Source organism: Paenibacillus sp. yr247 (assembly GCF_900103825.1).
Lineage (GTDB): Bacteria > Bacillota > Bacilli > Paenibacillales > NBRC-103111 > Paenibacillus_E.
In genome coordinates, this window is the sequence record NZ_FNIF01000018.1 from 1 (window position 1) to 21,392 (window position 21,392).

At 41.9% G+C, this 21,392-nt stretch carries 22 protein-coding genes and 1 riboswitch; all 22 genes read right to left on the bottom strand.

The annotated features are described in order from the left end of the window. Nucleotides 1-2,793, bottom strand: a 2,793-nt coding sequence (locus BLT91_RS22015) for an IPT/TIG domain-containing protein (RefSeq protein ID WP_141225062.1), incomplete at its 3' end; no start/stop codon positions are given. A 74-nt stretch (nt 2,794-2,867) separates the two neighbouring features. Next, a riboswitch (cyclic di-GMP riboswitch) is annotated at nt 2,868-2,958 on the bottom strand. Between the two features lie 127 nt (nt 2,959-3,085). Next, entirely contained in the window at nt 3,086-3,454 is a 369-nt protein-coding gene (locus BLT91_RS22020; RefSeq protein WP_090824960.1) for a hypothetical protein, read from the bottom strand. Nucleotides 3,455-3,456: 2 nt separating this feature from the next. Beyond that, complete coding sequence (fliS, locus tag BLT91_RS22025) at nt 3,457-3,840, bottom strand: flagellar export chaperone FliS (protein ID WP_090824962.1); 384 nt, start codon at nt 3,838-3,840, stop codon at nt 3,457-3,459. A gap of 10 nt (nt 3,841-3,850) precedes the next feature. After that, nucleotides 3,851-4,207 carry a flagellar protein FlaG gene (locus BLT91_RS22030; RefSeq protein WP_254777067.1) on the bottom strand — a complete coding sequence of 119 codons (357 nt, stop codon included), beginning with the start codon at nt 4,205-4,207 and terminating at the stop codon, nt 3,851-3,853. A gap of 54 nt (nt 4,208-4,261) precedes the next feature. Further along, nucleotides 4,262-5,218: a flagellar filament capping protein FliD gene (gene fliD / locus BLT91_RS22035; RefSeq protein WP_175532463.1), complete on the bottom strand. Its 957-nt coding sequence runs from the start codon at nt 5,216-5,218 to the stop codon at nt 4,262-4,264. A 153-nt stretch (nt 5,219-5,371) separates the two neighbouring features. Beyond that, a complete protein-coding gene (locus BLT91_RS22040) occupies nt 5,372-6,181 on the bottom strand; it encodes a flagellin N-terminal helical domain-containing protein (protein WP_090824966.1) in 810 nt (269 codons plus the stop codon). 170 nt (nt 6,182-6,351) lie between these two features. Then, nucleotides 6,352-6,585: a carbon storage regulator CsrA gene (gene csrA / locus BLT91_RS22045; RefSeq protein WP_090824968.1), complete on the bottom strand. Its 234-nt coding sequence runs from the start codon at nt 6,583-6,585 to the stop codon at nt 6,352-6,354. Continuing rightward, nucleotides 6,579-7,013: a flagellar assembly protein FliW gene (gene fliW, locus BLT91_RS22050; protein ID WP_090824970.1), complete on the bottom strand. Its 435-nt coding sequence runs from the start codon at nt 7,011-7,013 to the stop codon at nt 6,579-6,581. Before fliW ends, csrA begins: the two co-directional genes overlap by 7 nt. A 68-nt stretch (nt 7,014-7,081) precedes the next feature. Next, entirely contained in the window at nt 7,082-7,648 is a 567-nt protein-coding gene (locus tag BLT91_RS22055) for a DUF6470 family protein (protein WP_090824972.1), read from the bottom strand. 14 nt (nt 7,649-7,662) lie between these two features. Further along, on the bottom strand, nt 7,663-8,577 hold the full coding sequence (gene flgL, locus BLT91_RS22060) for a flagellar hook-associated protein FlgL (RefSeq protein WP_090824974.1): 915 nt from the start codon (nt 8,575-8,577) through the stop codon (nt 7,663-7,665). 24 nt (nt 8,578-8,601) lie between these two features. Next, on the bottom strand, nt 8,602-10,167 hold the full coding sequence (gene flgK, locus BLT91_RS22065) for a flagellar hook-associated protein FlgK (protein WP_090824976.1): 1,566 nt from the start codon (nt 10,165-10,167) through the stop codon (nt 8,602-8,604). 12 nt (nt 10,168-10,179) lie between these two features. Then, the gene (locus BLT91_RS22070; protein ID WP_175532464.1) at nt 10,180-10,680 is read right to left on the bottom strand and encodes a flagellar protein FlgN; all 501 of its coding nucleotides are present in this window, start codon (nt 10,678-10,680) and stop codon (nt 10,180-10,182) included. 29 nt (nt 10,681-10,709) lie between these two features. Next, nucleotides 10,710-10,988, bottom strand: a complete 279-nt coding sequence (gene flgM / locus BLT91_RS22075) for a flagellar biosynthesis anti-sigma factor FlgM (RefSeq protein ID WP_090824980.1) — start codon at nt 10,986-10,988, stop codon at nt 10,710-10,712. 99 nt (nt 10,989-11,087) lie between these two features. Then, nucleotides 11,088-11,507, bottom strand: coding sequence for a flagellar protein (locus BLT91_RS22080; protein WP_090825115.1), 420 nt, complete (start codon nt 11,505-11,507; stop codon nt 11,088-11,090). Between the two features lie 114 nt (nt 11,508-11,621). Continuing rightward, a complete protein-coding gene (locus BLT91_RS22085; RefSeq protein ID WP_090824983.1) occupies nt 11,622-12,404 on the bottom strand; it encodes a ComF family protein in 783 nt (260 codons plus the stop codon). After that, nucleotides 12,405-14,294 carry an ATP-dependent helicase ComFA gene (locus tag BLT91_RS22090; protein ID WP_254777068.1) on the bottom strand — a complete coding sequence of 630 codons (1,890 nt, stop codon included), beginning with the start codon at nt 14,292-14,294 and terminating at the stop codon, nt 12,405-12,407. It abuts the gene before it with no gap. 43 nt (nt 14,295-14,337) lie between these two features. Continuing rightward, nucleotides 14,338-14,739, bottom strand: coding sequence for a hypothetical protein (locus BLT91_RS22095; protein WP_090824985.1), 402 nt, complete (start codon nt 14,737-14,739; stop codon nt 14,338-14,340). Nucleotides 14,740-14,802: 63 nt separating this feature from the next. Then, nucleotides 14,803-15,528, bottom strand: a complete 726-nt coding sequence (locus tag BLT91_RS22100; RefSeq protein WP_090824987.1) for a response regulator — start codon at nt 15,526-15,528, stop codon at nt 14,803-14,805. Further along, a complete protein-coding gene (locus BLT91_RS22105; protein ID WP_090824989.1) occupies nt 15,506-16,693 on the bottom strand; it encodes a sensor histidine kinase in 1,188 nt (395 codons plus the stop codon). Before BLT91_RS22105 ends, BLT91_RS22100 begins: the two co-directional genes overlap by 23 nt. A gap of 96 nt (nt 16,694-16,789) precedes the next feature. Further along, entirely contained in the window at nt 16,790-19,393 is a 2,604-nt protein-coding gene (locus BLT91_RS22110) for a stalk domain-containing protein (protein ID WP_090824992.1), read from the bottom strand. A 205-nt stretch (nt 19,394-19,598) separates the two neighbouring features. Beyond that, nucleotides 19,599-19,859 (bottom strand): hypothetical protein, encoded by a 261-nt coding sequence (locus BLT91_RS22115; RefSeq protein ID WP_254777076.1) that lies wholly within the window; start codon nt 19,857-19,859, stop codon nt 19,599-19,601. 212 nt (nt 19,860-20,071) lie between these two features. Beyond that, on the bottom strand, nt 20,072-21,277 hold the full coding sequence (gene metK / locus BLT91_RS22120) for a methionine adenosyltransferase (RefSeq protein WP_090824995.1): 1,206 nt from the start codon (nt 21,275-21,277) through the stop codon (nt 20,072-20,074). Nucleotides 21,278-21,392 lie beyond the last annotated feature (115 nt).

Sequence of the window (21,392 nt, forward strand, 5' to 3'; positions counted from 1 at the left end):
TTTTGTAGTCATATATACGCTTGTAGCTTGAACTCCACCAAAATACACCTTCGAAGTACTAGCAAAGTTTAAACCATTAACATAGACAAGAGAACCGACAGGACCAGTAATCAGCGACATACTTGTGATCTTTGGCGCCGGAAGGACCGGTCCATTATCATAAGTAAAGGTTGTCGATGCTGACTGTCCGTTCGATAACGTAACAATAAGAGGTACGACTCCTATTGTCGGGCTGCTCGGTACTGTAACTTTCAAACTTGTACTATTCATAAAAGTTACAGACGCATTTATTCCGTTTATCGTCACGTTCGCTCCACTATTAAAGTTCGTGCCGTTAACGTAGATAACATCTCCACCTGCCTTGTTACCATGGTTTGGTGACAAGCTTGTAATTGTCGGTGTAATGATCGTGTACTGGTAACCTTGCAGCAGGGTAGCGGTACCACCATCCGGGTTCGTTACAGTTACGTCAACTTTTCCTGCTCCAGCAGCAGCTGGTACTGTAGCTTTAATTGTCGTAGCATTTACATAAGTACTGCTAGCAATGTTTGAGCCAAATGTTACTGTTACACCAGACATGAAGTTCGTACCATAGATATATACGATATCTCCACCCGTAACTTTTCCTTGATTTGGAGAAACAGACGTTACGGTTACTGGTTTAATAGCCGGGAGCGTATACTCGTAGCCTTGAGTAAGAACAGCTTCATTCGTAACGTTAGTTACTTTCACATCCACTTTTCCAGGTACATCTCCAGCCGGAACTATTACCATCAAGCTGTTTTTGCTCATATAGGTTGCAGAAGCAGGTTTTCCGCCAATCGTTACTTGTGAGATGCCATTTACAAAATTCGTGCCGTTTACATAGATGGTTTCACCACCTGCTACAAGTCCTGTATTTGGCACAATCGACGTAATGGTTGGTATCGGATACTGAACAGGGGTGTAGGTATAGGCACCTGTCAGCGTGAATAAGTTATTGTTCAAATCCGCTACTGCAACATCTACTGCACCAACACTATCACCTGCTGGAACAGTGATTAAAAATTGCGTTGCTGATACATATGTAGTAGACGCTTGTTTTCCGCCTACAAATATTGTCATACCAGTTTTAAAATTTTTTCCGTTGACATAGACCTGGTTACCGCCTGTGATTACACCTGTGTTCGGTGTAACTGACGTAATTTCCGGATCTGTCTTCGGAGGTTCATTGTATGTATATCCTCCAGAAACAATTGCACTCGTTCCATCTGGATTCGTAAATATAAGGTCAACAGGACCAGGCGTTGTCGCCTTCGGGGACGTTACTTTCAAATATGTTGAATCTATATAGATCACCGATGCAGGTTTATCACCAAACAATACAGAGATTCCGCTCATAAAATAGTTGCCTGTCACATACAAAAGCGTACCGCCGTCCAAAGGCCCATTGTTGGGATCTATGATTGCGACAATCGGATCAGCTTTGTATTGGTAAGAGGCTGACGCTTGTTGACTATCTGGGTTTGTTACAGTAACACTAACATTGCCTTGCTTTCCAGCTGGAGCAGTTGCCGTCAATTGTGTATCACTCACAAACACTACATTACTTGCTCTCACCGTTCCAAATTGAACGGTTGCTCCATTGACAAAGTGATTGCCATTAATAACGACCGTCTCCCCACCCTTCGGATGACCATAGGAGTTGACCAGCGATGTAATCTGAGGAGCTGGAAGTTTGACGTTAACGTTTACACTTGGGATAGCCTTCGTTCGGCTTGCACCTGCATAGTCCTTATACGTTATAACAGAGCTTGTTGTCGAAACCGGGAAAGTACCCGATTTTGTTTTACTTACCGGACGGATTTTATACGTAAACGAAAGGGTGCTGTTTTTCAATTCATTAAAATCCCAAGTAAGCGTATTACCAGAAATAGTAGGTTTAGGGATGTTATTATCAGCTGATCCCGGTATAATTTCAAAATTCGGATCGACAATATCAGTCACTGTCACATTAAAAGCGCTCGCCAAGCCAATTTCTTTGACAATAGCGGCATATATTTCAGCCAATCCGGTTGAACCAAGAACGAAGTGATGATGTGCTGCTGTAGTGGCCATTTCTTTAAGCAATATGTTCGGACCGCTTGTGTCAGGATTCTCATTCGGTTGAAGCAATGCAATGGTATAAGTAATAATACCTGCATCCTTCGCATCCTGCGCTTTTTGTTTCGCATACCCGTAAGGGTCGTTCGATGGTTGATTAGCATCCCCGTCCGTCATAAGGAGAATGACAGGCTGCGCTTCAGGGCGATGATCCGCAAGCAAATTTATGGCAGCTTGAATGGCATCACCAGTCGCTGTACCTCCATTCGCTTGAATGCCGTTTATGTAATTTTTAGCCACTTCTTTATCCGTAGTAAAAGGGATGCTTCTTATCAAATTGGTTGATGAAAAATCGACAACTGCCACTCTGTGCTTTGTCAGATCCATCAAATCAACAAAACCTTTCGCAGCATTCTTTGCATTCGTCATCTTATCTTCACCGTTATTGTAACCAGGTGCCATACTTCCCGACTTGTCGATGATAAGTACGACATCGTTCGGCACAACTACATTGACTGGCGGGGTACCCGTGATATTCAATGTGACATCCGCTGTATCCTCTGTGGTCAATGTCGTCGGGGATACAGTCTTGGTAACACTTACATAATCATTGACTGCCGCTTCTGCTGCTCCCGAAGTTCGTAGCATCAAACCACTGAAAACCATGCTAAAGGTCATCATCACTACTAACCATTGCTTCATTCGTCTCATAATTATCCCTCCTCTATTATATTTATACACAAAAAAAACAATAGCAGATTGCTATTGTTTGTATGACCAAACAAATGGGCAACCTGGCGATCTGATCGACTAAGATAAGCGATTAGACCCATGGCTTTGCGTCACTACATCACTGTAGTTTTGCCAAAATATTTTCAATTTCTATACCTTTTGAACTAATACATATTTACTAGTTTAGTATATTTTCTTATTTTATATTTCGCAAGTATTTTCCTAGTGCTTTTTACAAGTATTTCCTCATTTTTTCGACAATATATTTGGATTACCGATTTTTATCGATGAAAAAGCCAACACTCTGCTCTTCTTCATATTGGTATAGCTCTCGTGAAACTTTACCAGAGTTTATACGCTGAAGTTTTCCAACCAAAGATTGTTGGATCGTTTTAAATTTCTCGAGATTGTTTTGTTCCAACATAAAACATTCTTTGATGTATGGCTTTTCATGTTCATTGAAAGAGCGTCCCTCTTCCAATAATATTTCTTCGATTTGATGCCGCAACTCAACCTGATTATTCTGTAAAGAAAGAAGCAAACTGTCATTTGCTTCTTCATCTAAATTTAATCGAGATATTTGAATCGTTGTTTCTCTTAGGTTCTCTAACAGATGTTCTACTGGAGTCGAATGTGTCATACCTAATACACCTTCTCCCCACTTTTCAAGTTCTTCAACGCCTCATTCCACGTATCTCGTAATTCTGCAAACATCGTGACACAATATTGGGCAGAATCGATATCAAGCTTAACATTGGCCTCGAACAGCTTACTTTGAAGAAACGTATATAAACTGCTTAAATTATGGGAGATTTCATATTCCATATTTAAAGTAGATTGCAGCTCTTCAATAATGTTCTGCGCTTTTGAAAAATTCGTATGTTTCCCTGCAAAATCTTTATTCTCTATACATGTGATACCCTGTTTAATAAAAAGAATACAACCATTAAAAAGCATTAAAGTTAGCTCTCCTGGTGAAGATGTCTGGACACGGGTGTTTAAATACTGGTTCTGTGCGTGAAGCATAGATTCTTCTTCACCTCTTCTCGTCGATGATTGCACCCACTGACAGTTCCTGAAGTTTCTCCACCAATTCGATAAATTTCTCAGATGGAACTTCATGAATGACTTCTTGGGTATTTTTATTTAAAATTTGTACAATTACATCACCAGTTGATTGGTGTATTTTATACTTAAATTCATGTGGGGTACCTTGAACCGCTTTATTAGCCTTATTTATTGAATCAAGTAACGCTTTCTCCCCAACCGTTAGTATTTGTGACTTGCTCTTTTCTTTAATTTCAGCATACTCTCCTGTTGCCTTAATAGGCTCAGACACATCTTTTGTAACTGGCGTCATTTGAACTTGGGGAAGTTTGGATTGAATGTCCAATAGGTTCCCTCCTTTCCATTGAGCATATTTCCAAAAATTACTGCTACAATGTAATTAACCCATCTGACTATGCAGCCAGCTCATTTGTGAATTCCCTTTTTCAATTGCTGTCTCCATAGTACTGAACATTCTATAGAATTGGTCCTCTTTCTTGCTGAGCTTTTCTGTCATATCTGCAATTTTTTGAGCAAGATCGTTATCCTTCTTGCCAAGAGACGTAAAAGTGCTAGTATACGATCCGTTTGTCGAACCAGCCTTTTTCGATATCTCCGTCATCCTATTGCCAGCATCCTCATAGATCCTCTGTGCAATACCACGATCTGTACCTGTACCATGTGTCGTGAACAAATTAATAGCGGCTTGTGGATCCGCATCAATAGCAGCTTTTAATTTTGTCGAATCAATATATAATTTTCCAGCAGTGGAAGGATCATATTTATTATAAACACCCGTCGTAACACCAATGTCAGCAAGTGATTTATAGGTAGACGCAATTCCAGTCACCTCAGTAGTCACGTCGGAGCGTAAATCCAAATATGCTTTAGACACAATCGTGTCTCCGCGAAGAAGACCTTGTTTGGCCTTAATTTCCCAATTTTTTATATCAACATCACTCATTGCCTTCTTTTGATCGCTAGTAAGTGGTTGAAAGCTTTGTTCTACCGTCTCATCCAACTTGGATTTTAATGCAACGCTTGTATCGTTATAAGTCGATACAAAACTGTTTATCTTTGCGTAAATGGCATCTTTATCAGCCTGCGTGAAGACAGGATTGCCACTAGCATCCGTTCCTGAAGCCGTTGGCCAGTTGTAGTTATACTGTAATTGCTTGCCCTGTTCACTTAATGGATAAATAGCCGTGTTTACTGCACGGTATGAATCCTGAAGCCACTCGTTCTTTGTTTTTTGCTTATTGAGATTATCGATCGGTAGCTGCTCCGCTTTCATTAGCTTGCTGACCATACCATCAATATCCATCCCAGAGGACAAACCCGTTATTCGCATAACCATTCTATTCATCTCCTTAGTTATTCATTGTCTACTATATTTATCGTACAAAGTGGTATCATTGATTAGCTTTTTTCGAAGAAATTCGAAAATTTCTTACAAAAAAAGAAAGGCCTTCGAAATCGAAGACCTTTCTTTGTATAATCTGATTGTTGATTAACGGAGCAATTGCAGTACGCCTTGTGGTGCTTGGTTTGCTTGTGCCAGCATTGCCGTGGACGCTTGTTGAAGAATATTGAATTTTGTGTAATTCATCATTTCAGAAGCCATGTCAGTATCACGAATACGGGATTCTGCAGCTTGCAGGTTTTCTGTGTTTACACTAGTGTTGTTGTAAACATGCTCAAGTTGGTTCTGGTATGCACCGAGTGCGGAACGAGCAGCGTTAACCGCTTTGATAGCAGTATCTACGTTAGTAGATTCTGTTGTAGCCAATGCCTGTGTACCTACACCACCAAGTGTCAAAGTAGTAATATTTGCTTTCGTCATGTCCATGACTACCTGATCGGCAGCTCCGCCACCCGTTTGAATAGTAAATGTAGCGGTACCGCTACCATCCAACAACTTGATGCCGTTAAATTGCGTGTTACTAGCAATATCGGTGATAGCTGTTTTCAATTGTTGGTATTCAGAATCCATTGCTGTACGATCCGTGTTGTTGTACGTACTACTTTGCGCTTGAGTCGAAAGTTCTTTCATACGCGTCAGCATGTCAGAAACTTCGTTCATTGCACCCTCAGCTGTTTGTGCAAGAGAAATACCGTCCTGCGCGTTACGCATACCTTGATTCATCCCTTTGATTTGGGAGCGCATTCCCTCGGAGATCGAAAGACCTGCTGCGTCGTCTGCCGCGCGGTTGATGCGGAAGCCGGATGACAATTTTTCGCTGGACTTACCTTGTTGAGCGTTGTTAAACACGAGATTGCGGTGAGAGTTCATTGCGTTAAGATTGTGGTTGATAATCATTTGTAATTCCTCCTTGAATTTGTATTCCACATCCATGTGGATTATATAGGTCTTTGACCTTATATATATTATTTCGGTTGATACGATCAGAAAGTTTATAGCAATTTAGTACTTTATCACTAATTTTTTAATTTTTTTGTCGTTTTAAGCTTTGCTTTTAAATTATTTACCTAAACATCCTCTAAATTCAGCATTTTTCTCATATTTTCGATATTTGGAAGCTCAGTAATCGCTTCTCTATTGCTCTGCTGAATGGCCTCAAATACTTCCTTACGATATATTCTGGTATCATTAGGAGCATTGATGCCTATTTTTACTTGATCGCCCTCTATCGATGTGATAAATACTTCAATATTCTCGCCTATGAGAATAGACTGCCCATTTTTTCTTGTAAGAATTAACATGTTACACCCTCAATTCCTTTCTCGTTGAATTTTGGGAATAAAGGTGTTTGGGTACTAAAGTCTCTCGAAGGTGCATGTACAATTTGGCTACCTGATAGATGATTAATGTTTATAACAAGCGGAGCTACCAAGTTCATCGTTGATTTCTCAAATGGTGTCTTTAAAGTTATGATCCCTAGTGCAAGAACCTCTTCGTGTGTAATTATTTTCAGCCATGTCTTATCTTTCTCATCCAACTCAAAACTATAGTTCTGGAAAAAAGTAAATGGGTTAGCTACAACAAAACCGATACTTTTTTCTTCTATGCTTTTTAAATAAGCAAATGGTCCCTTTTCATCAATTGTCTCAAATTCAAATAAATCTAAATCCTTAAAACCAAGAATTGAACCTTTAAAGCTAATTGTTTTCCCATTTATATAATTAAACATTCTATATCCTCCTTTTCAATAATTTAAGGCAATAGCATTAGCTATTGCCTTAAATTATTGCTGATAACCTACTTATACCAATCATAAGAGCTTACATTTATTTCTATTGAATTCTTTTGCTTTACATAAATGTCTATATTCCCCGGAGCATAGCTAATCTGAGGTTTCTGCGGTGTGTATTGTATATCAGTTTGATGAGGCGTAATATTTATTTCCGGCTTCTTCATTTCATAATTTAGCTTCACGTTGAGGTTTGAAGCCTCACCTACATACTCAACAGGGTTTTGTTCATTCATTTGGTTTGCGGCAATCTCGGCAAATGAGTTGCTAGGATTTGTGATCATGGCCATTCGGTTGCCATCTTCAACAATTTTACCGATAGCTTGCAGTGCTACTGATTGCAGCTGGCTATAAATTTGATTCATCCATTCCAAATGATCGCCTTTCCCTAGTGCGCTCCACGCTGCAGATGAGTCCACGCTTAATTCTCCCTTGGGACTAGTAATGTCCATAGATGCTGCTTCTTGCTTAACTTCTAATTGCCCACGTGGGGATTCAATAGAAAGTTGAGCTTTCTGCGTATCTATACCAATCTGAGCAAAAGTTTGGTGGATAGATAATCGAGGTATGTTCAAGTTGAACCTCCTTATTATCTCAAGAAATCAATCAAGCTGGGTTGGATGATTTTTGCTCCTGTTGATAACGATGCTTGATATACATTTTCATCCGTTTTTAATTTAGTGATGGTTTCCGCCATATCGGCATCTTCTGTTTTGCTGCTAAGATCAGTAAGGTTTAAGTCTAAATCCTTGAGTCTGTTATCCATGAGATCTATACGGTTAGCTCGCGCACCTACTTCAGATCGTACCGTTTGAAAATTGTCAAATCGTTTTGATAGATCGGTCATTAACCCCCTTGCCACAGTCAAATTTGCCGGTGTTCCAGGAGGACTTGGAGAGAAAGCATCATGCAGACCCTTTAAAATTTTAAATAAATTGTCGTTGTTGCCCGGAGCTCCAAACACTTCATTTCCTGTTTGATTTATTGGAATGTTTATACCAGCAGATACCTGGTAGCTTATCTTCTGATCATCCGGTATATCTGATGATGCTGTGGCAAGCGTATAAGGCTGTTTATCTGTAAATTGTCCATTAAATGTATATTTTCCATTTATTTGATCGTTTCCAAGACCTACTGCGGTTTCATATAATTGTCCAATTTCGATACCAATCGCATCAAGCGCCGATTGTGGATTAGTTCCGTTTAGTCCTTGGACCGTTAATTCTTTAGCCTTTTGCATGACGTCATTTATTTGTGATAGGACGGTGTCTGTATGATCAACAGCAGATTTAGCAGCATCAATGTTTCTTTGATATTGATCGTTAATGGAAATCTCACTTCGATAACGAAGTGCATAAGTAATTCCTACTGGATCGTCCGAAGGTTTATTGATTTTTCTCCCAGTAGAAAGTTGGTTTTGGCTTACACTCATCCGTTTCACATTATTACTTATATTGCTAAGTAACTGGGATTGAATCATTCCTTGAGTCACTCTTAAGACCACTATAAATACCTCCTCTACGTACAATTATCTACCGACTGTCCCCATACCGTTAATCACTTTATCTAGCATTTCATCGAAAGTAGTCATAACTCTTGCCGCAGCTGAGTAAGAATGTTGAAACTTAATCATATCGGACATTTCTTCATCTAATGAAACTCCACTTACGGACTGTCTTCGGCTGTCTACTTGGTCTACGAGCGCTTTTTGGTTATCTAATTGGCGGGAGGCTTCTTGAGCCTGAACGCCTAGTTGGCCTACAATGGATCGGAAGAAGTCATCCACTGTTCCTGAATTTAAAATTGCCCCGGAATTGGTTGGATCAAAATTAAATTTAGTGTCCTTCAGTTGGCTCATCAATAACGCTAAAGTATTATTTCCTTTTGTAACTGTTTCAGCCGCACCTATTCCATCAGTTCTAAGTGATGTTGCAATTTTCGAAGTGTCTTTATCGATTACGGGATTTAATTGAAAGCTCTCAGCTGTAATATTGGAGAAACCTGCTTTAGCAGTAAAGAAATCCTGCGCGCCTTGAACCGGATTATCTAATGTATATCCTAATTTATGAAGACCGTTTAATCCTTTTACAGTAACTGTTAGATCGCTAGAAAGCTTTCTTGCTGCGCCAGTATAAGTTATGTTGTTCAATACTGTATTATCAGGCAAGACTGAGCCTTTAGGTATAGTAATCGTAATGTCGCCGTTAGCAATTGAATTTGCTAAAGTGTCCAATTGCGTTTGATAGTCAGCTACAAATTTATCTCTAGAGACTATCATGCCTTGTACTTCACCGCTATTCAGATTACCTGAAGAGTAGTCGGACATTAATGAGGCTGAAGTGGTCGCATTGACAATATCACCAGTTACTAAATTTGTATTCCCCATATTAATGGTATACCCATCAGGTGTATCAAGAACCTGTACGTTTACAATCTTCGACAAATTATCGGTTAATAAGTCCCTTTGGTCTCTTAAATCATTGGCATCGTCGCCTAAGCTTTCGATTTTTTTGATTTCCAGATTCAAATTCGCAATCGAAGAAGAAACTGAATTGATTTCTTTTGATTTTAATTCAATATTATTGGTCAAGTCTGATTGTAAATCTTTTAATTTATCGCTTGTAAAATGAAAAGCATCTGCCAATGCTACTGCATTTTCTCTCACGATTTTACGCCCTGCTACATTTTCAGGATCTTTACTCAGGTCTGACCATGATTTCCAAAAATTTTCTAAAACTGTTCGGAGTCCCGTATCCGAAGGTTCATTCACTATCGTCTCTAACTTTTCAAGTGTATCCGATTGGATATTCGAGCTACCAAATGCCTTATTCTCATTCCGATATTGATCATCCAGAAATTTTTCTCGAACTCTAGTAATTGAGGTTACCTCAACCCCTGTTCCAAGTTGACCAGGCGCATTGGAGCGGTTTATGCCAAAGGCTTCAATTGGGATACTTTCGGTCATATTGACAATTTGCCTAGAGAAACCAGGCGTGTTGGCGTTAGCAATATTATGTCCCGTTGTGTTAAGTGCTGCTTGTTGAGTGAATAAGCTACGTTTAGCCGTTTCCAGCAAATGAAATGTGGATCTCATAATGGCACTCCTTTACGCTTTCGTATCGAACCAACCGGTTCTTGCAGACGTTTGAAACTGCTGATGAGGATTACTGTATACGGCATCTTGTTCGGGAGTATTCATCAACAAATTTATAGAATAATCAACAAATGATAACGAATGCTCGATTAGATTTTGATTTAACTCATTGATCTGTTTTAATTCCTTAATCTTATTAGATAATCTCTCATGTACATCTGTTAGGCTCTTCTTCTCTTCAGCCTTAAAAATTACTTTGATTAAATCACTGACTTTAACTCGCGGGTCAGGCCTATACCCTCTTGACAGCAAATATTCGCCAATCAATTGAATTCGAAGTTGATTAATTTCCTCAATCCGCTTAATCAATTTGCTCTCTTTAAGGACAATTTGATTTAATCGATCTACCCGATTGTCCACGAGAACCGGTGTTTTTTCCATGGAAGTCTCCAATAGGGCATCATGAAGGACAATTAGCTCCTCTATCGTTTCCACAATGGCTGAAATAGACACTCGAAACCACCTATTCTCTGTAAGATATACTATTTGTTATTACGTAAATAAGGGAACAACTTCTCAGCAATTTTGCGGGCTTCTACATGATATGTTCCCGCAGATACGGATTCCTTGAGTTCTTGAATACGTTGGTTTTGTTCATTACTGCGAACTGCTGATGTACTTTCCAGTAATTCTTTTGCCTCAGCAGAGATTTGCACTTCATCTTTTCTTTTTTTCTTTTCCGTTCCGTTTACAGATCTGCTTTCATTGTTTTGTATATATTTGTTGATATTTCCAATTCGTTGATTTTCATTGATTTTCATAGGTTACACCTCATTATCCCTTTAATGAACAAAAACCGATAATCGTTAATACTATTATCGGCATCCGGCATATGAAACTTTATATCTTTCCATTTATGATTATAAGTGCCTGTCCTTCAAACGATCTTTAATATTAAAAGCACCCCTGCTATCTTGTGCGTTTAACTCTTTCCTCCGCAGCTCATCTTCTGTATTGTTCCTCACATCTTTGGCTAACTTGCTTCGGCAAGATTCGCATATCGTTTTATCTCTAATCAATGTACCGCATACTTCGCAAGGGTAGGACATGTTTGGCGCATTCATAATCGAAATTCGTCCTTCACGGATGAATTTCGTTATCTGTTTGATCGAAACTTCTGTTGCTTCGCTCAAGTCGTTAATGCTTGTACCTTTATTTTCACGTACGTACTTCACACATCGCTCATATTGCTGATCTATTTCTTTCACACAATTCGAACATATGTCATTAAAGCCTTTGACAAATATTTTCCCACAGCGTGGACAATTAGCTACATTCATGCCCATTATAGGCCCCCTTCTATTATTCCCAATAACCTATTAATAATTCCAGTTTACCGCAATTCGACAGCGGTTGCATATTAATATGTTTGACAGATGGAGTCGTTATTCCTGCTACCTTGCCCACGTTAGTCCGAATATTTCAGCAGAAAAATACGCCCGGAGAACCTTGGCACACTGATTCATCGTGCTCCCTGTCGTATAAACATCATCCACAATATATATAACGAACGAACTTGCGGGGCAACCGACCATTTCATCATGAATCGCCTCATTCAATTCAAAAACATGCTCTAAATCGTCCAGCCGTTCACTCCTTTTCTTAAAGCTTTGTTTATCCGTATGCTTTGAACGGGTAAGTAGCCGTACAACGGGGAGTCCCAGTCTTTTACCTAGTTCTACAGCCATCTGCTCCGCTTGATTAAAACCTCGTTCCAGCATTCTACGCTCGCTCACTGGCACGAAGGTGATAAGCTCCTGCACAGAATCAGACTTCGCATGCAACGTATCCCTGTCCATTTGTAATAAGCGATAAGAATGAACAAGCATTTGCCCTAGCACGCCTTTCAAGCGCTCATCCCCACGATACTTGTAACGCGCTAATAACCCCTTCATCGTCTCATCATATCTTACTGCGCTGCGGCTTCGTAAGAAATAGGAATGCTGCCTCCGTTGACAATCTGAGCATGTTTCCCCTCGTCCACAAGTTGGACATAGCGCTTGTCGAATCCACGGTATCCGTGTATAACATGAATGACATAGTCCTAATTCGTTTACCTGTAGGACACTGTTCTGTTTACAAAGTAAGCATTCTTCTTTTCTAGGGCTAAGCAGTGAATGCATCGCTCCTAACGCTTTTTTCATCCAAATTGCTCCAACAAATTGCCGATAACTCATTCATTTCCCCCTTAGTAAATATCCCTGTTTACGTGCAATGCGGTTCATTTTTTGAATTTGTCGAACAGCCTCCTTCTGTGAGTACGTGATTTCTTTTGCTGCAAAATAAACCTTCCCGGCTGGATCATCCTTCGACCTCCCCGCTCGTCCTGCCATCTGAACAAGTGCCGCTTCATCAAATAACTTCGAATCCGCATCAAAAATGAACACATCCGACTTGGGTACAGTAATACCTCGCTCCAAAATCGTTGTTGTAACCAGTAAACGAATATCTTTGTTTCGAAAACGTTGGACCTTTTCAGTTCGGGATGGATCCTTTGATGAAGTTCCCTCAACGCACACAGTGGTTCCCCTTCTGTCAGGACTTAATTTTACTCTTAGCAGTTCGACCAATGGCTCCACCAACTGAATGTTGGGGACGAAGACAAACACCTGCGCACCCCGGTCCACCGAAGCCAACACCTTAACAAATAACGAATTCGGCAAATTTTGCGATTGAATCGATTTCCTCAACGATGGAACTGCTACTAGCTGTGGGACTGGCAATGGATGCCTATGAAAGCGTACCGGCACCCGAACATGCGCCAGTCGGCCCCGATCGGCAGCCTGCCTAACGGCTTTCGGCGGCGTAGCCGAGAGCAAGATATTAACACCACTCAGCTTGCAGACTTTAGCCGCCGCATAAGCAAGCATGGGATTGTTATGGTAGGGAAACGCATCAATCTCATCGATAATGACAAGATCAAAAGCCTCCTGAAAACGCATAAGCTGATGCGTCGTCGCAATTGTGATCTGCCCCTGCTCCCATCGCTGCTCGCTTCCACCATACAGCGTCACGACGCTGTAGTCGGTGAATGCGTGCGCTATTCGAGGCTGCAGCTCCAGCACCACGTCTTTGCGTGGTGTTGCGATTAGTACACGCCCCCCTCTGGCGACGGTGTGATGGACCAAAGGATAGATCATCTCCGTCTTTCCCGCGCCGGTAACCGCCCAGATCAAAAACCTCCGGGGAGTCCGATGGTTCGTGAAATCCCCGCTTATATAGCGCAGTCCCTCCAAAGACGCCCTCGCCTGAGCCTCACTGAGCCCCCATGACTCAATATAGCCGTTCAGATGTTCATCCCTCTCCTCGCCACCTCCCCAGCGAGACTCCGACATACTCTCCCGAGCAAGCGCTATTTCCTCTGCACGCCCAGTAACTAGCAAAGAACAAAACCTCGCTCGCCCCATGGTTAAGCACTCCTCACAATAGGGGCAAGCTTGTCCGCAATGTAAGCAAGATGACCAAAACATGCTCTCCTCGCCACTGCCGCAACGCTTGCAGCGATAAGTTGTCCTTTTCCTAAACCCGTCGCGCCAATCTCGACGTTCAGCAATGAAAAGGCCACTCCCCACTTCTAAGTCCCCGTTGAGTTGAGCAAGCTGCAGATAGGATAGCCAAGCATCCCCTGTCCCCAGATCTATTCCGGCTGAAACCAACAGCTGTTGAAACTCCTCAACAAGCAGCGACCTGCCGCTGCAAGCGTTCGCAATCTTGACATATACACCCGCATCGAACGCTATACTCGGGAACATGCCTATCTGCCAATTCTCATAACGAACCATTTTCATTTCAAAAGCTTCACTGTTCGGTAGGTTACATTCTTTTGCAAGCAGTCGAAGCCGCCCCAGCATTCTCTCGTCACTCATTCCGGAAGCGAATGAACCATCGCTTTTAAGCTTCTTAAGCATTCGCACACCTTGCCCTAACGAAATAAAAGGTTCGAACAGTACGAGGCCGGCGTCGGCTGCGTAATGCTCGAACCAATATTGAATGTCTGTCTTTGAGTGAATCGTTAAGCGCCATTCCCACTCTATTCCCAAACAAACTGCGTAAAGTTGAACCTTCATTGCCCACCTTACTCTCTTTGTTAAATAAGATATTTGTAAGCGATTACTGCCAACTGACAGGGATCTTCACAAGATCATCCCGATTGCTAAGATGAACAACGACCACTGACTCACTGTCATGTTGACGCAAATATTGGTCAACTGCATCATAATCAGTCTGGCATCGCAGCTCTAGCGAATGGTTATGGGATAGTCGCTCAATGATTTTCTTCGTATCGTCGGACGACCCTTCATCAAAAATCGTTGCCGTCACTTCATTTCCTTTTATGCGCGAGAAGAAAAATAAAGAGCGAATATACCATTCAATCTGGTTTTGATTATTTTTGGTGACGAGTAGAACTTTAGCTGACTTCTTACTTCCGCCCTTACGTGTCCCGAGCAATAGATGAAGCAAAGCAATACTGATTCCGTAGCAACCCAAGATCCAAAGTAATCCTATCAACATATCGGATCCCTCCCTTATCTGCAGTGTATGCTGCAAAAGGAAGTGAGGTTCCAACAAGGGTTCTTACAGGGTTACCCAACCATTTTTGATCGCGATAATAACCGCTTGTGTACGGTCATCAACCTCCATTTTTTGAAGGATGCTGCTGACATGGTTTTTCACCGTTTTTTCGCTGATATAGAGGAACTCCCCAATCAGTTTATTGCTTTTACCTTCCGCCATAAGACGAAGAACTTCTGCTTCCCGCTTTGTTAGAGGGCTATTTCCATTATGTATGTATTTAAAACCTGAATCTTTGACGCCTTGTCCGGAACCAACCACACCGACATCATCTAAATAGGTCATACGTCTGAGTTGATTAATGAGCTTGCCGGTAACTTTCGGGTGAATAAAGGCATGACCAGAGACAACAGAACGAATCGCGTTAATGAGCGACTCCGCTTCCATGTCCTTCAGCAAATAGCCGGAAGCACCTTTGCGAAGGGTCTCGAATACATAGCTCTCATCATCATGAAGCGATAGAATGATGACTTTGATATCAGGAAAAATAAGCTTTAAGCGCTCTGTAGCGACAACACCATTCTCAAGCGGCATGTTAATATCCATGAGAACAATATCAGGCGTGATTTGATTGCACAGCTCGATGACCTGAATGCCGTCACCGCACTCACCGATGACTTCCATATCATCTTCCATATTAATAATTCGTTTAACACCTTCGCGAAACAGCTGATGGTCGTCCGCAATGACAATTCGTGCATTGCGTTTATGGCTCTCCGTGTTGTCCATTCTGATTTTCCTCCTTGTTCTCTGCACCGCCGCCGATTGGGATTAGCATCGTAATTTTGGTTCCTGAATCCTTTTCGGATTCTAGAACCATCGTGCCTTCCAGCAGCTCAACACGCTCACGCATGCCCAGCAAGCCGAAATTATTCCCTTTGGCTATTCTCTGTTCTGTCTGCGGCACGTCGAAGCCAATCCCGTTATCTACCACGTAGATTTGTACTTGATCAGGTTCCAGTGTGAGTTCGACAGATAAGAAAGTAGCTTTCGCATGTTTAATTACATTTGATAGAGCTTCTTGCACTAGTCGGAAAATAGCAATTTCAAGCCCAGATGGAATACGAGTCTGCTTGCCTACGAGATTAAATCGCGTGCGAATTCGATACTTCTCTTCGAAATCCTGTACATACTTACGCAGAGTCGGAACGATGCCTAGGTCATCAAGCGCCATCGGACGGAGGTTGAAGATGATCTTACGAACTTCTTCAAGCCCCCCTCTGACTTGGCCCTTCAAATCTACTAATTCTTCCCTAACCGCGGGAATATCCTGCTTAACAAGCATGCGCTGCGCAATTTCGGTTCGAAGCACCACATTAGCCAAGGTTTGAGCCATCCCGTCGTGAATTTCACGCGCGATTCGCTTTCGCTCTTCCTCTTGTGCCAAAATAATTTTCAAACCGAGCAGCTGCCTGTTTTTGGCGGATTCTAATATACGAGTGACCTGATTGAGATCACCGGATAAATATTCCAGTACGACATTCATCTGTGAGACGATCGTTTCAGCCCGCTCTACCTGCTTGTCCACATTTTTAGTTCGAACTTGCAGATCATTGCGTCGAGCCTTCAGATTATTTTCTTTTTCCCTGGCGATTGTGAGCTGTAATTGAAAAGCAATAGCCGCTTCATAAGCAATCTTAATATCTTCCTCACGGTACTTATTGAAATCACGACTGACTTCTGTGAGTCGAATGCGAGAACGCTTGTAATCCTTCTCCAACTTGTCGACCAGCTCGATCGTGACATTCGTTTCATACTTAATGTCCTCAAGCTCACGAGTGAGCGACTCTTTTTCCAAGCGAGAAGCTTCAGCGATTTCAAATATTTGATATTTACTGCTCTCCATGACGTTAATTGCGTTTTTTATGACACGATCTATAGCGTCTGGCTGCAAATGAAACCATGCTCCTTTTATAAAACAATATTAGAAATTAGTCTACCCCATATTGTATCATAGTTTTTCCATTTTGCAGTGGACTTCTAGCACTATTTATTCGATCGTTATCCCATAATTTTGGGGGTCCCAGCCTACTTTGAAGCCTAATTTCTCGGAAACTAGTCGTAAAGGCACCATCGTCACATTATTCATGATTTTCGGCGCCACTTCCGCCGTCACACGATCCCCATTTACCAATAAATCGGCGTTATCAATCCACAGGTCAATTAACTTGTCGCCTCGGATGACAGTTACCTTCCGTTCTTTCTCATCCCACTTCACATTGCCGCTTAACGCCTCTGTTACGAAACGAATTGGGATCAACGTATTATCATTAATAATCGTAGGGGCTTGTTCTAACAGCATTGGTTTATCGTTCACTGTAACTTGCTTCTTGTTCACCGTTAGTTTCATTGCATTTTTCGGCAATGCTGCCAGCTGTCCCTCGTAAATAAAAGAAATATCATCGATACTAATTTTCCCTTTTGAGGCTCTTTCATCCTGTCCATTGGCGGGGTTAGCCACATAAACACTCTTGATCTTGATTGGGAATTTGAGATCGGACACATCCGCAGTTACTTTGCGCCAGCCTGTCCAGTTCATATTTTCAGTAAAACTCACGTAATTCAATTTGCCATTGGCATCAATGATTTCAGCGCGCACCCAATTAAAGCTTCCGTCACCAAGCACTTTGGCCGTAATAAACTCTGGTTCTCCTTGAATCTGAACACCGTTCGTGCCATCGAATCTCGCATAAGCAGCTTTCGTTCCTGTTCCTTTTGTAAAATCATACGCGATTTCCAAATTCTTATTGCCGTTATTTTGCCCGATATTAACCGTTGAAACAACCTCTGCCGGATACTTATCGCTTGTTGTCATAACCGCAGAATTATCTAAATCATACCAAACCTTCTCCTGACCAACTGGCAGTGTAACCATTGTGCTATAGCCATCATATCTCGCGATAACCTGAGCAGCTTGAGAACCCGAAGCGCTATCAACATGGAGAACGCCGTCTTTCAGATTCCCTTTAATCCCACTAAGCTCCCATGTCGCTGATGTCGCGGGCAATTCACGTGTTGCGCCACTTCTTGTAGTTACGGAAATTGGCAGCTTGAAATCTCCGCCTTCCGTAATTGAAAAAGATCCTGAATTAAATTTCATAGAAGTAATCTGATCTCTACCAACAACCTCAACGTCCATCGAAGCAGAGCCTTTGCCTGACTTAGCAGTAATTTGCGTCTTACCTGGCATTGTCGGTGTAAACACATTATCTTTGAAAGATCCATTAGTCGAGGAACTACTCCATTGTGGAACAATACCATCTACCGAAATCGGATTATAATAGTCATCATACGCTTTAAATTGATAAGTGCTGGATTCATTCATGAATAAAATATTTTGACCTTTTAAAATAAGCCCCTTCAAATCACCCTTAGGTGCAGTCGAATAAACGCCCACGCCATTTGCGACGGAACGCATATTGCCATTCTCCGTTTTATTAATTAACTTCGGATCGAAATCTCCAAGTGGTCTTGAAACCATCTGTGTCGACCCGCCGCCGTCCAGGACCATCCCTCTCCAAACGCCAGCCCCAATCATAAACTGCTGAAGCTCCGGAAGCGTCATTCCTGCACTGCCTGCACTCCGATCCGAAGTAATGATATACGCTGTCTTCATGTCTTTGGAGTAGCCAATAGCGGTTCGGGAACGCGGACTGTAACCACTGAAATCGCCAATATTACGAGTAAAATAACTCGGCTTCGCCTCATCCACTAACAATGTGCTGCCGCCAATCAGCATCTTAAAGTTTTTCCAATCATACGTCTTGGAAGCATCATGCGGAACCATATCATATTTGGTGGTGATCTTATCTCCGACTTTGAGGTGATTAACGATAAACTCCCGTGCTAGGCCTGAGCCTCTGAGAATATAGCCATCTGCAGGAGCAACCATTTTAATATTCGTATCTACGGCAATTTCCTTGACTGTATCATTCTGAATGAGTGCTTCTGTTGGAACATGCGTTCCATCTACCGCTCGCTGGTTTAAAGCCCAAGCATTCGTATATAGGAAAAGTCCATCTGCGATCATCGCGACATCATTATCGTCCCAATAATACGTTTTGTTCACACCGCCAAGATCAAAAGACGTTCCGTCCTTAGCCGTCACCTTACCCTGAAAATCAAAAATATCAATAATCGGTTGATTACTCTTCGTTATAGCAAAAGAATACAGCCCAGATATTTTTGCCGGTGTCGCCATGACCTGACCATTCGTAATTTGGGCGCCTTCCGGAACACCTTCCGCTTGTGTATTGAAGAAATCTCCATTCACACCAGCTACAGCACCGGTATCCTTCACCATACCAAGAACACTCTGGTTTTTCGTGAACTGATTCTTCGTCCCTGCCATTGCGTCTATTTTCACGTTCGGATTCGTCAAATCAACCTCTACTACATTGGCGTTCACCGAAACGTCCTTATTGCTTCTCGTTGTTGTCCATACATAATTCTTCATTACTGCACCTGAAGTAATCGTCTCCTGTGAACTAAGTGTCAACGTCGGCCCTGCCGCGAGTACCGTAGTCCCCGCCACCAATTGCCACGCTAATACGCAAGCCAGCGCACCCATTCCTACTTGCTTCTGTAACGTCATGTTGCTTTTCCACACTCCTCTTTCAGTCTAAGTCTAGTATCTATCATTTTTAACGACACATATATAGACTCTTAAACTAGTGAAAAAGTTACGATAGAAGGAGAGTTGTATTTATACGCCAAAAAATGGCTAAAGAACCAGAAAACAAAAAAAGAGCGTGACCCTACTCGGGCATGCTCTCTGCTTGAGATATCTGACATGTATATTATTTAATCCACTTTAGCTTAGCTTCTTGTTCAATGGAGCGAGCCGATAAGAGCTCAATAATCGTATGCTGCTGCTCTTGGATGACTTCCATCCTCTTAACCGTCTCATTGGTCTCCAGTACAGCTTGTTTGATTTGACTCTGCTCCAATTCCAATCTGTCCAGACGGCTGTCTATTCCATCTAATCTCTGTATTACTGGTGATAATTCTGACTTAAGTAACTCGGATAGTGCTTCTTTCAAATCATTATCCAACATCATCACTCCCGATCCATTTACTTAATTCTGAACTCCAATCATACCATAATATTTATACAAAAGCTTCTTTTTGACTATATAAATATTATACCATAAATATATGGAATAGCAAACATGTGTTCTTATTTTATTTATGAATTATTTTTTAATTATTCGCTCTCATTATCCACGCAACATGCAGAAAAGCCGTCCAAATTGGACGGCTTTCATTTTATTTAAACCAATGCTTGTGTTTTCAAAGACTCAGCTTTGTCTGTACGCTCCCAAGGAACATCCAGATCGTTACGGCCGAAGTGACCATAAGCAGCTGTTTGACGGTAGATTGGACGGCGCAGATCAAGCTCTTTAATGATGCCCGCTGGACGAAGGTCGAAGTTTTTGTGGATCAGCTCAACGAGCTTCTCTTCACTAACTTTACCCGTACCGAAAGTATCCACAGCAATGGACACTGGACGAGCTACACCGATCGCGTAAGCCAATTGAACTTCACATTTGTCAGCAAGTCCAGCTGCTACGATGTTTTTTGCTACATAACGCGCTGCATATGCACCCGAACGGTCAACTTTCGTTGGATCCTTACCAGAGAACGCGCCGCCGCCGTGACGAGCGTAACCGCCATACGTATCAACGATGATTTTACGACCAGTCAAACCAGCATCGCCTTGAGGTCCGCCAATAACGAAACGGCCAGTTGGGTTAATGAAATAGTTTGTGTTCGCATCCAACAAGTGAGCTGGAACGATAGGGTTAATCACGTGTTCTTTAATATCTTTTTGGATTTGCTCCAAAGTAACTTCTTCACCATGCTGTGTGGAAACAACGATTGCATCTACACGAACTGGTTTATCGTCAACATATTCAACTGTTACTTGTGTTTTACCGTCAGGACGCAGGTATGGAAGAGTTCCATTTTTACGAACTTCTGTCAAACGACGAGCCAATTGGTGAGAAATGGAGATCGGAAGCGGCATAAGCTCAGGCGTTTCATTAACCGCGAATCCGAACATCAGACCTTGGTCACCAGCACCAATTGCTTCAATCTCCTCATCAGACATCGAACCTTCTCTTGCTTCCAGGGCTCTGTTTACACCTTGTGCAATGTCAGGGGATTGTTCATTCAAAGAAACGAGAACCGCACAAGTTTGGGAGTCAAAACCATACTTCGCGCGCGTATACCCGATTTCCTTAATTGTTTGTCTAGCGATTGCTTGAATATCTACATATTCGGAGCTTGAAGTAATCTCACCGATTACCAAAACCAATCCAGTTGCTACAGATACCTCACATGCTACACGAGCATTCGGATCATTGGCAAGAAATGCATCCAATACCGAGTCAGAAATTTGGTCACAAATTTTATCCGGATGACCTTCTGTTACGGATTCGGATGTAAATAAGCGACGTCCACGTACTTGCGCCATATCATTCATCCTCCTAATATCATTTAGTATGTTTGAAAAGCTTCTACACGATGCCTCTATATGAAAAAAAATGGGCCCGGCTTTAGCGGCAGCTTTTCACGCCAAACGGAATCCC

Bases quoted from the DNA above. Each gene is read 5' to 3' on its own strand.
- flgM (WP_090824980.1), bottom strand. From the start codon at position 10,988: ATGAAAATCAATGAAAATCAACGAATTGGAAATATCAACAAATATATA.
- BLT91_RS22080 (WP_090825115.1), bottom strand. From the start codon at position 11,507: ATGAATGTAGCTAATTGTCCACGCTGTGGGAAAATATTTGTCAAAGGC.
- BLT91_RS22110 (WP_090824992.1), bottom strand. From the start codon at position 19,393: ATGACGTTACAGAAGCAAGTAGGAATGGGTGCGCTGGCTTGCGTATTA.
- BLT91_RS22040 (WP_090824966.1), bottom strand. From the start codon at position 6,181: ATGATTATCAACCACAATCTTAACGCAATGAACTCTCACCGCAATCTC.
- metK (WP_090824995.1), bottom strand. From the start codon at position 21,277: ATGGCGCAAGTACGTGGACGTCGCTTATTTACATCCGAATCCGTAACA.
- flgK (WP_090824976.1), bottom strand. From the start codon at position 10,167: ATGAGATCCACATTTCATTTGCTGGAAACGGCTAAACGTAGCTTATTC.
- BLT91_RS22090 (WP_254777068.1), bottom strand. From the start codon at position 14,294: ATGAAGGTTCAACTTTACGCAGTTTGTTTGGGAATAGAGTGGGAATGG.
- BLT91_RS22020 (WP_090824960.1), bottom strand. From the start codon at position 3,454: ATGACACATTCGACTCCAGTAGAACATCTGTTAGAGAACCTAAGAGAA.
- BLT91_RS22085 (WP_090824983.1), bottom strand. From the start codon at position 12,404: ATGAGTTATCGGCAATTTGTTGGAGCAATTTGGATGAAAAAAGCGTTA.
- fliD (WP_175532463.1), bottom strand. From the start codon at position 5,218: ATGGTTATGCGAATAACGGGTTTGTCCTCTGGGATGGATATTGATGGT.
- BLT91_RS22095 (WP_090824985.1), bottom strand. From the start codon at position 14,739: ATGTTGATAGGATTACTTTGGATCTTGGGTTGCTACGGAATCAGTATT.
- BLT91_RS22100 (WP_090824987.1), bottom strand. From the start codon at position 15,528: ATGGACAACACGGAGAGCCATAAACGCAATGCACGAATTGTCATTGCG.
- fliS (WP_090824962.1), bottom strand. From the start codon at position 3,840: ATGCTTCACGCACAGAACCAGTATTTAAACACCCGTGTCCAGACATCT.
- BLT91_RS22115 (WP_254777076.1), bottom strand. From the start codon at position 19,859: ATGATGTTGGATAATGATTTGAAAGAAGCACTATCCGAGTTACTTAAG.
- csrA (WP_090824968.1), bottom strand. From the start codon at position 6,585: ATGTTAATTCTTACAAGAAAAAATGGGCAGTCTATTCTCATAGGCGAG.
- fliW (WP_090824970.1), bottom strand. From the start codon at position 7,013: ATGTTTAATTATATAAATGGGAAAACAATTAGCTTTAAAGGTTCAATT.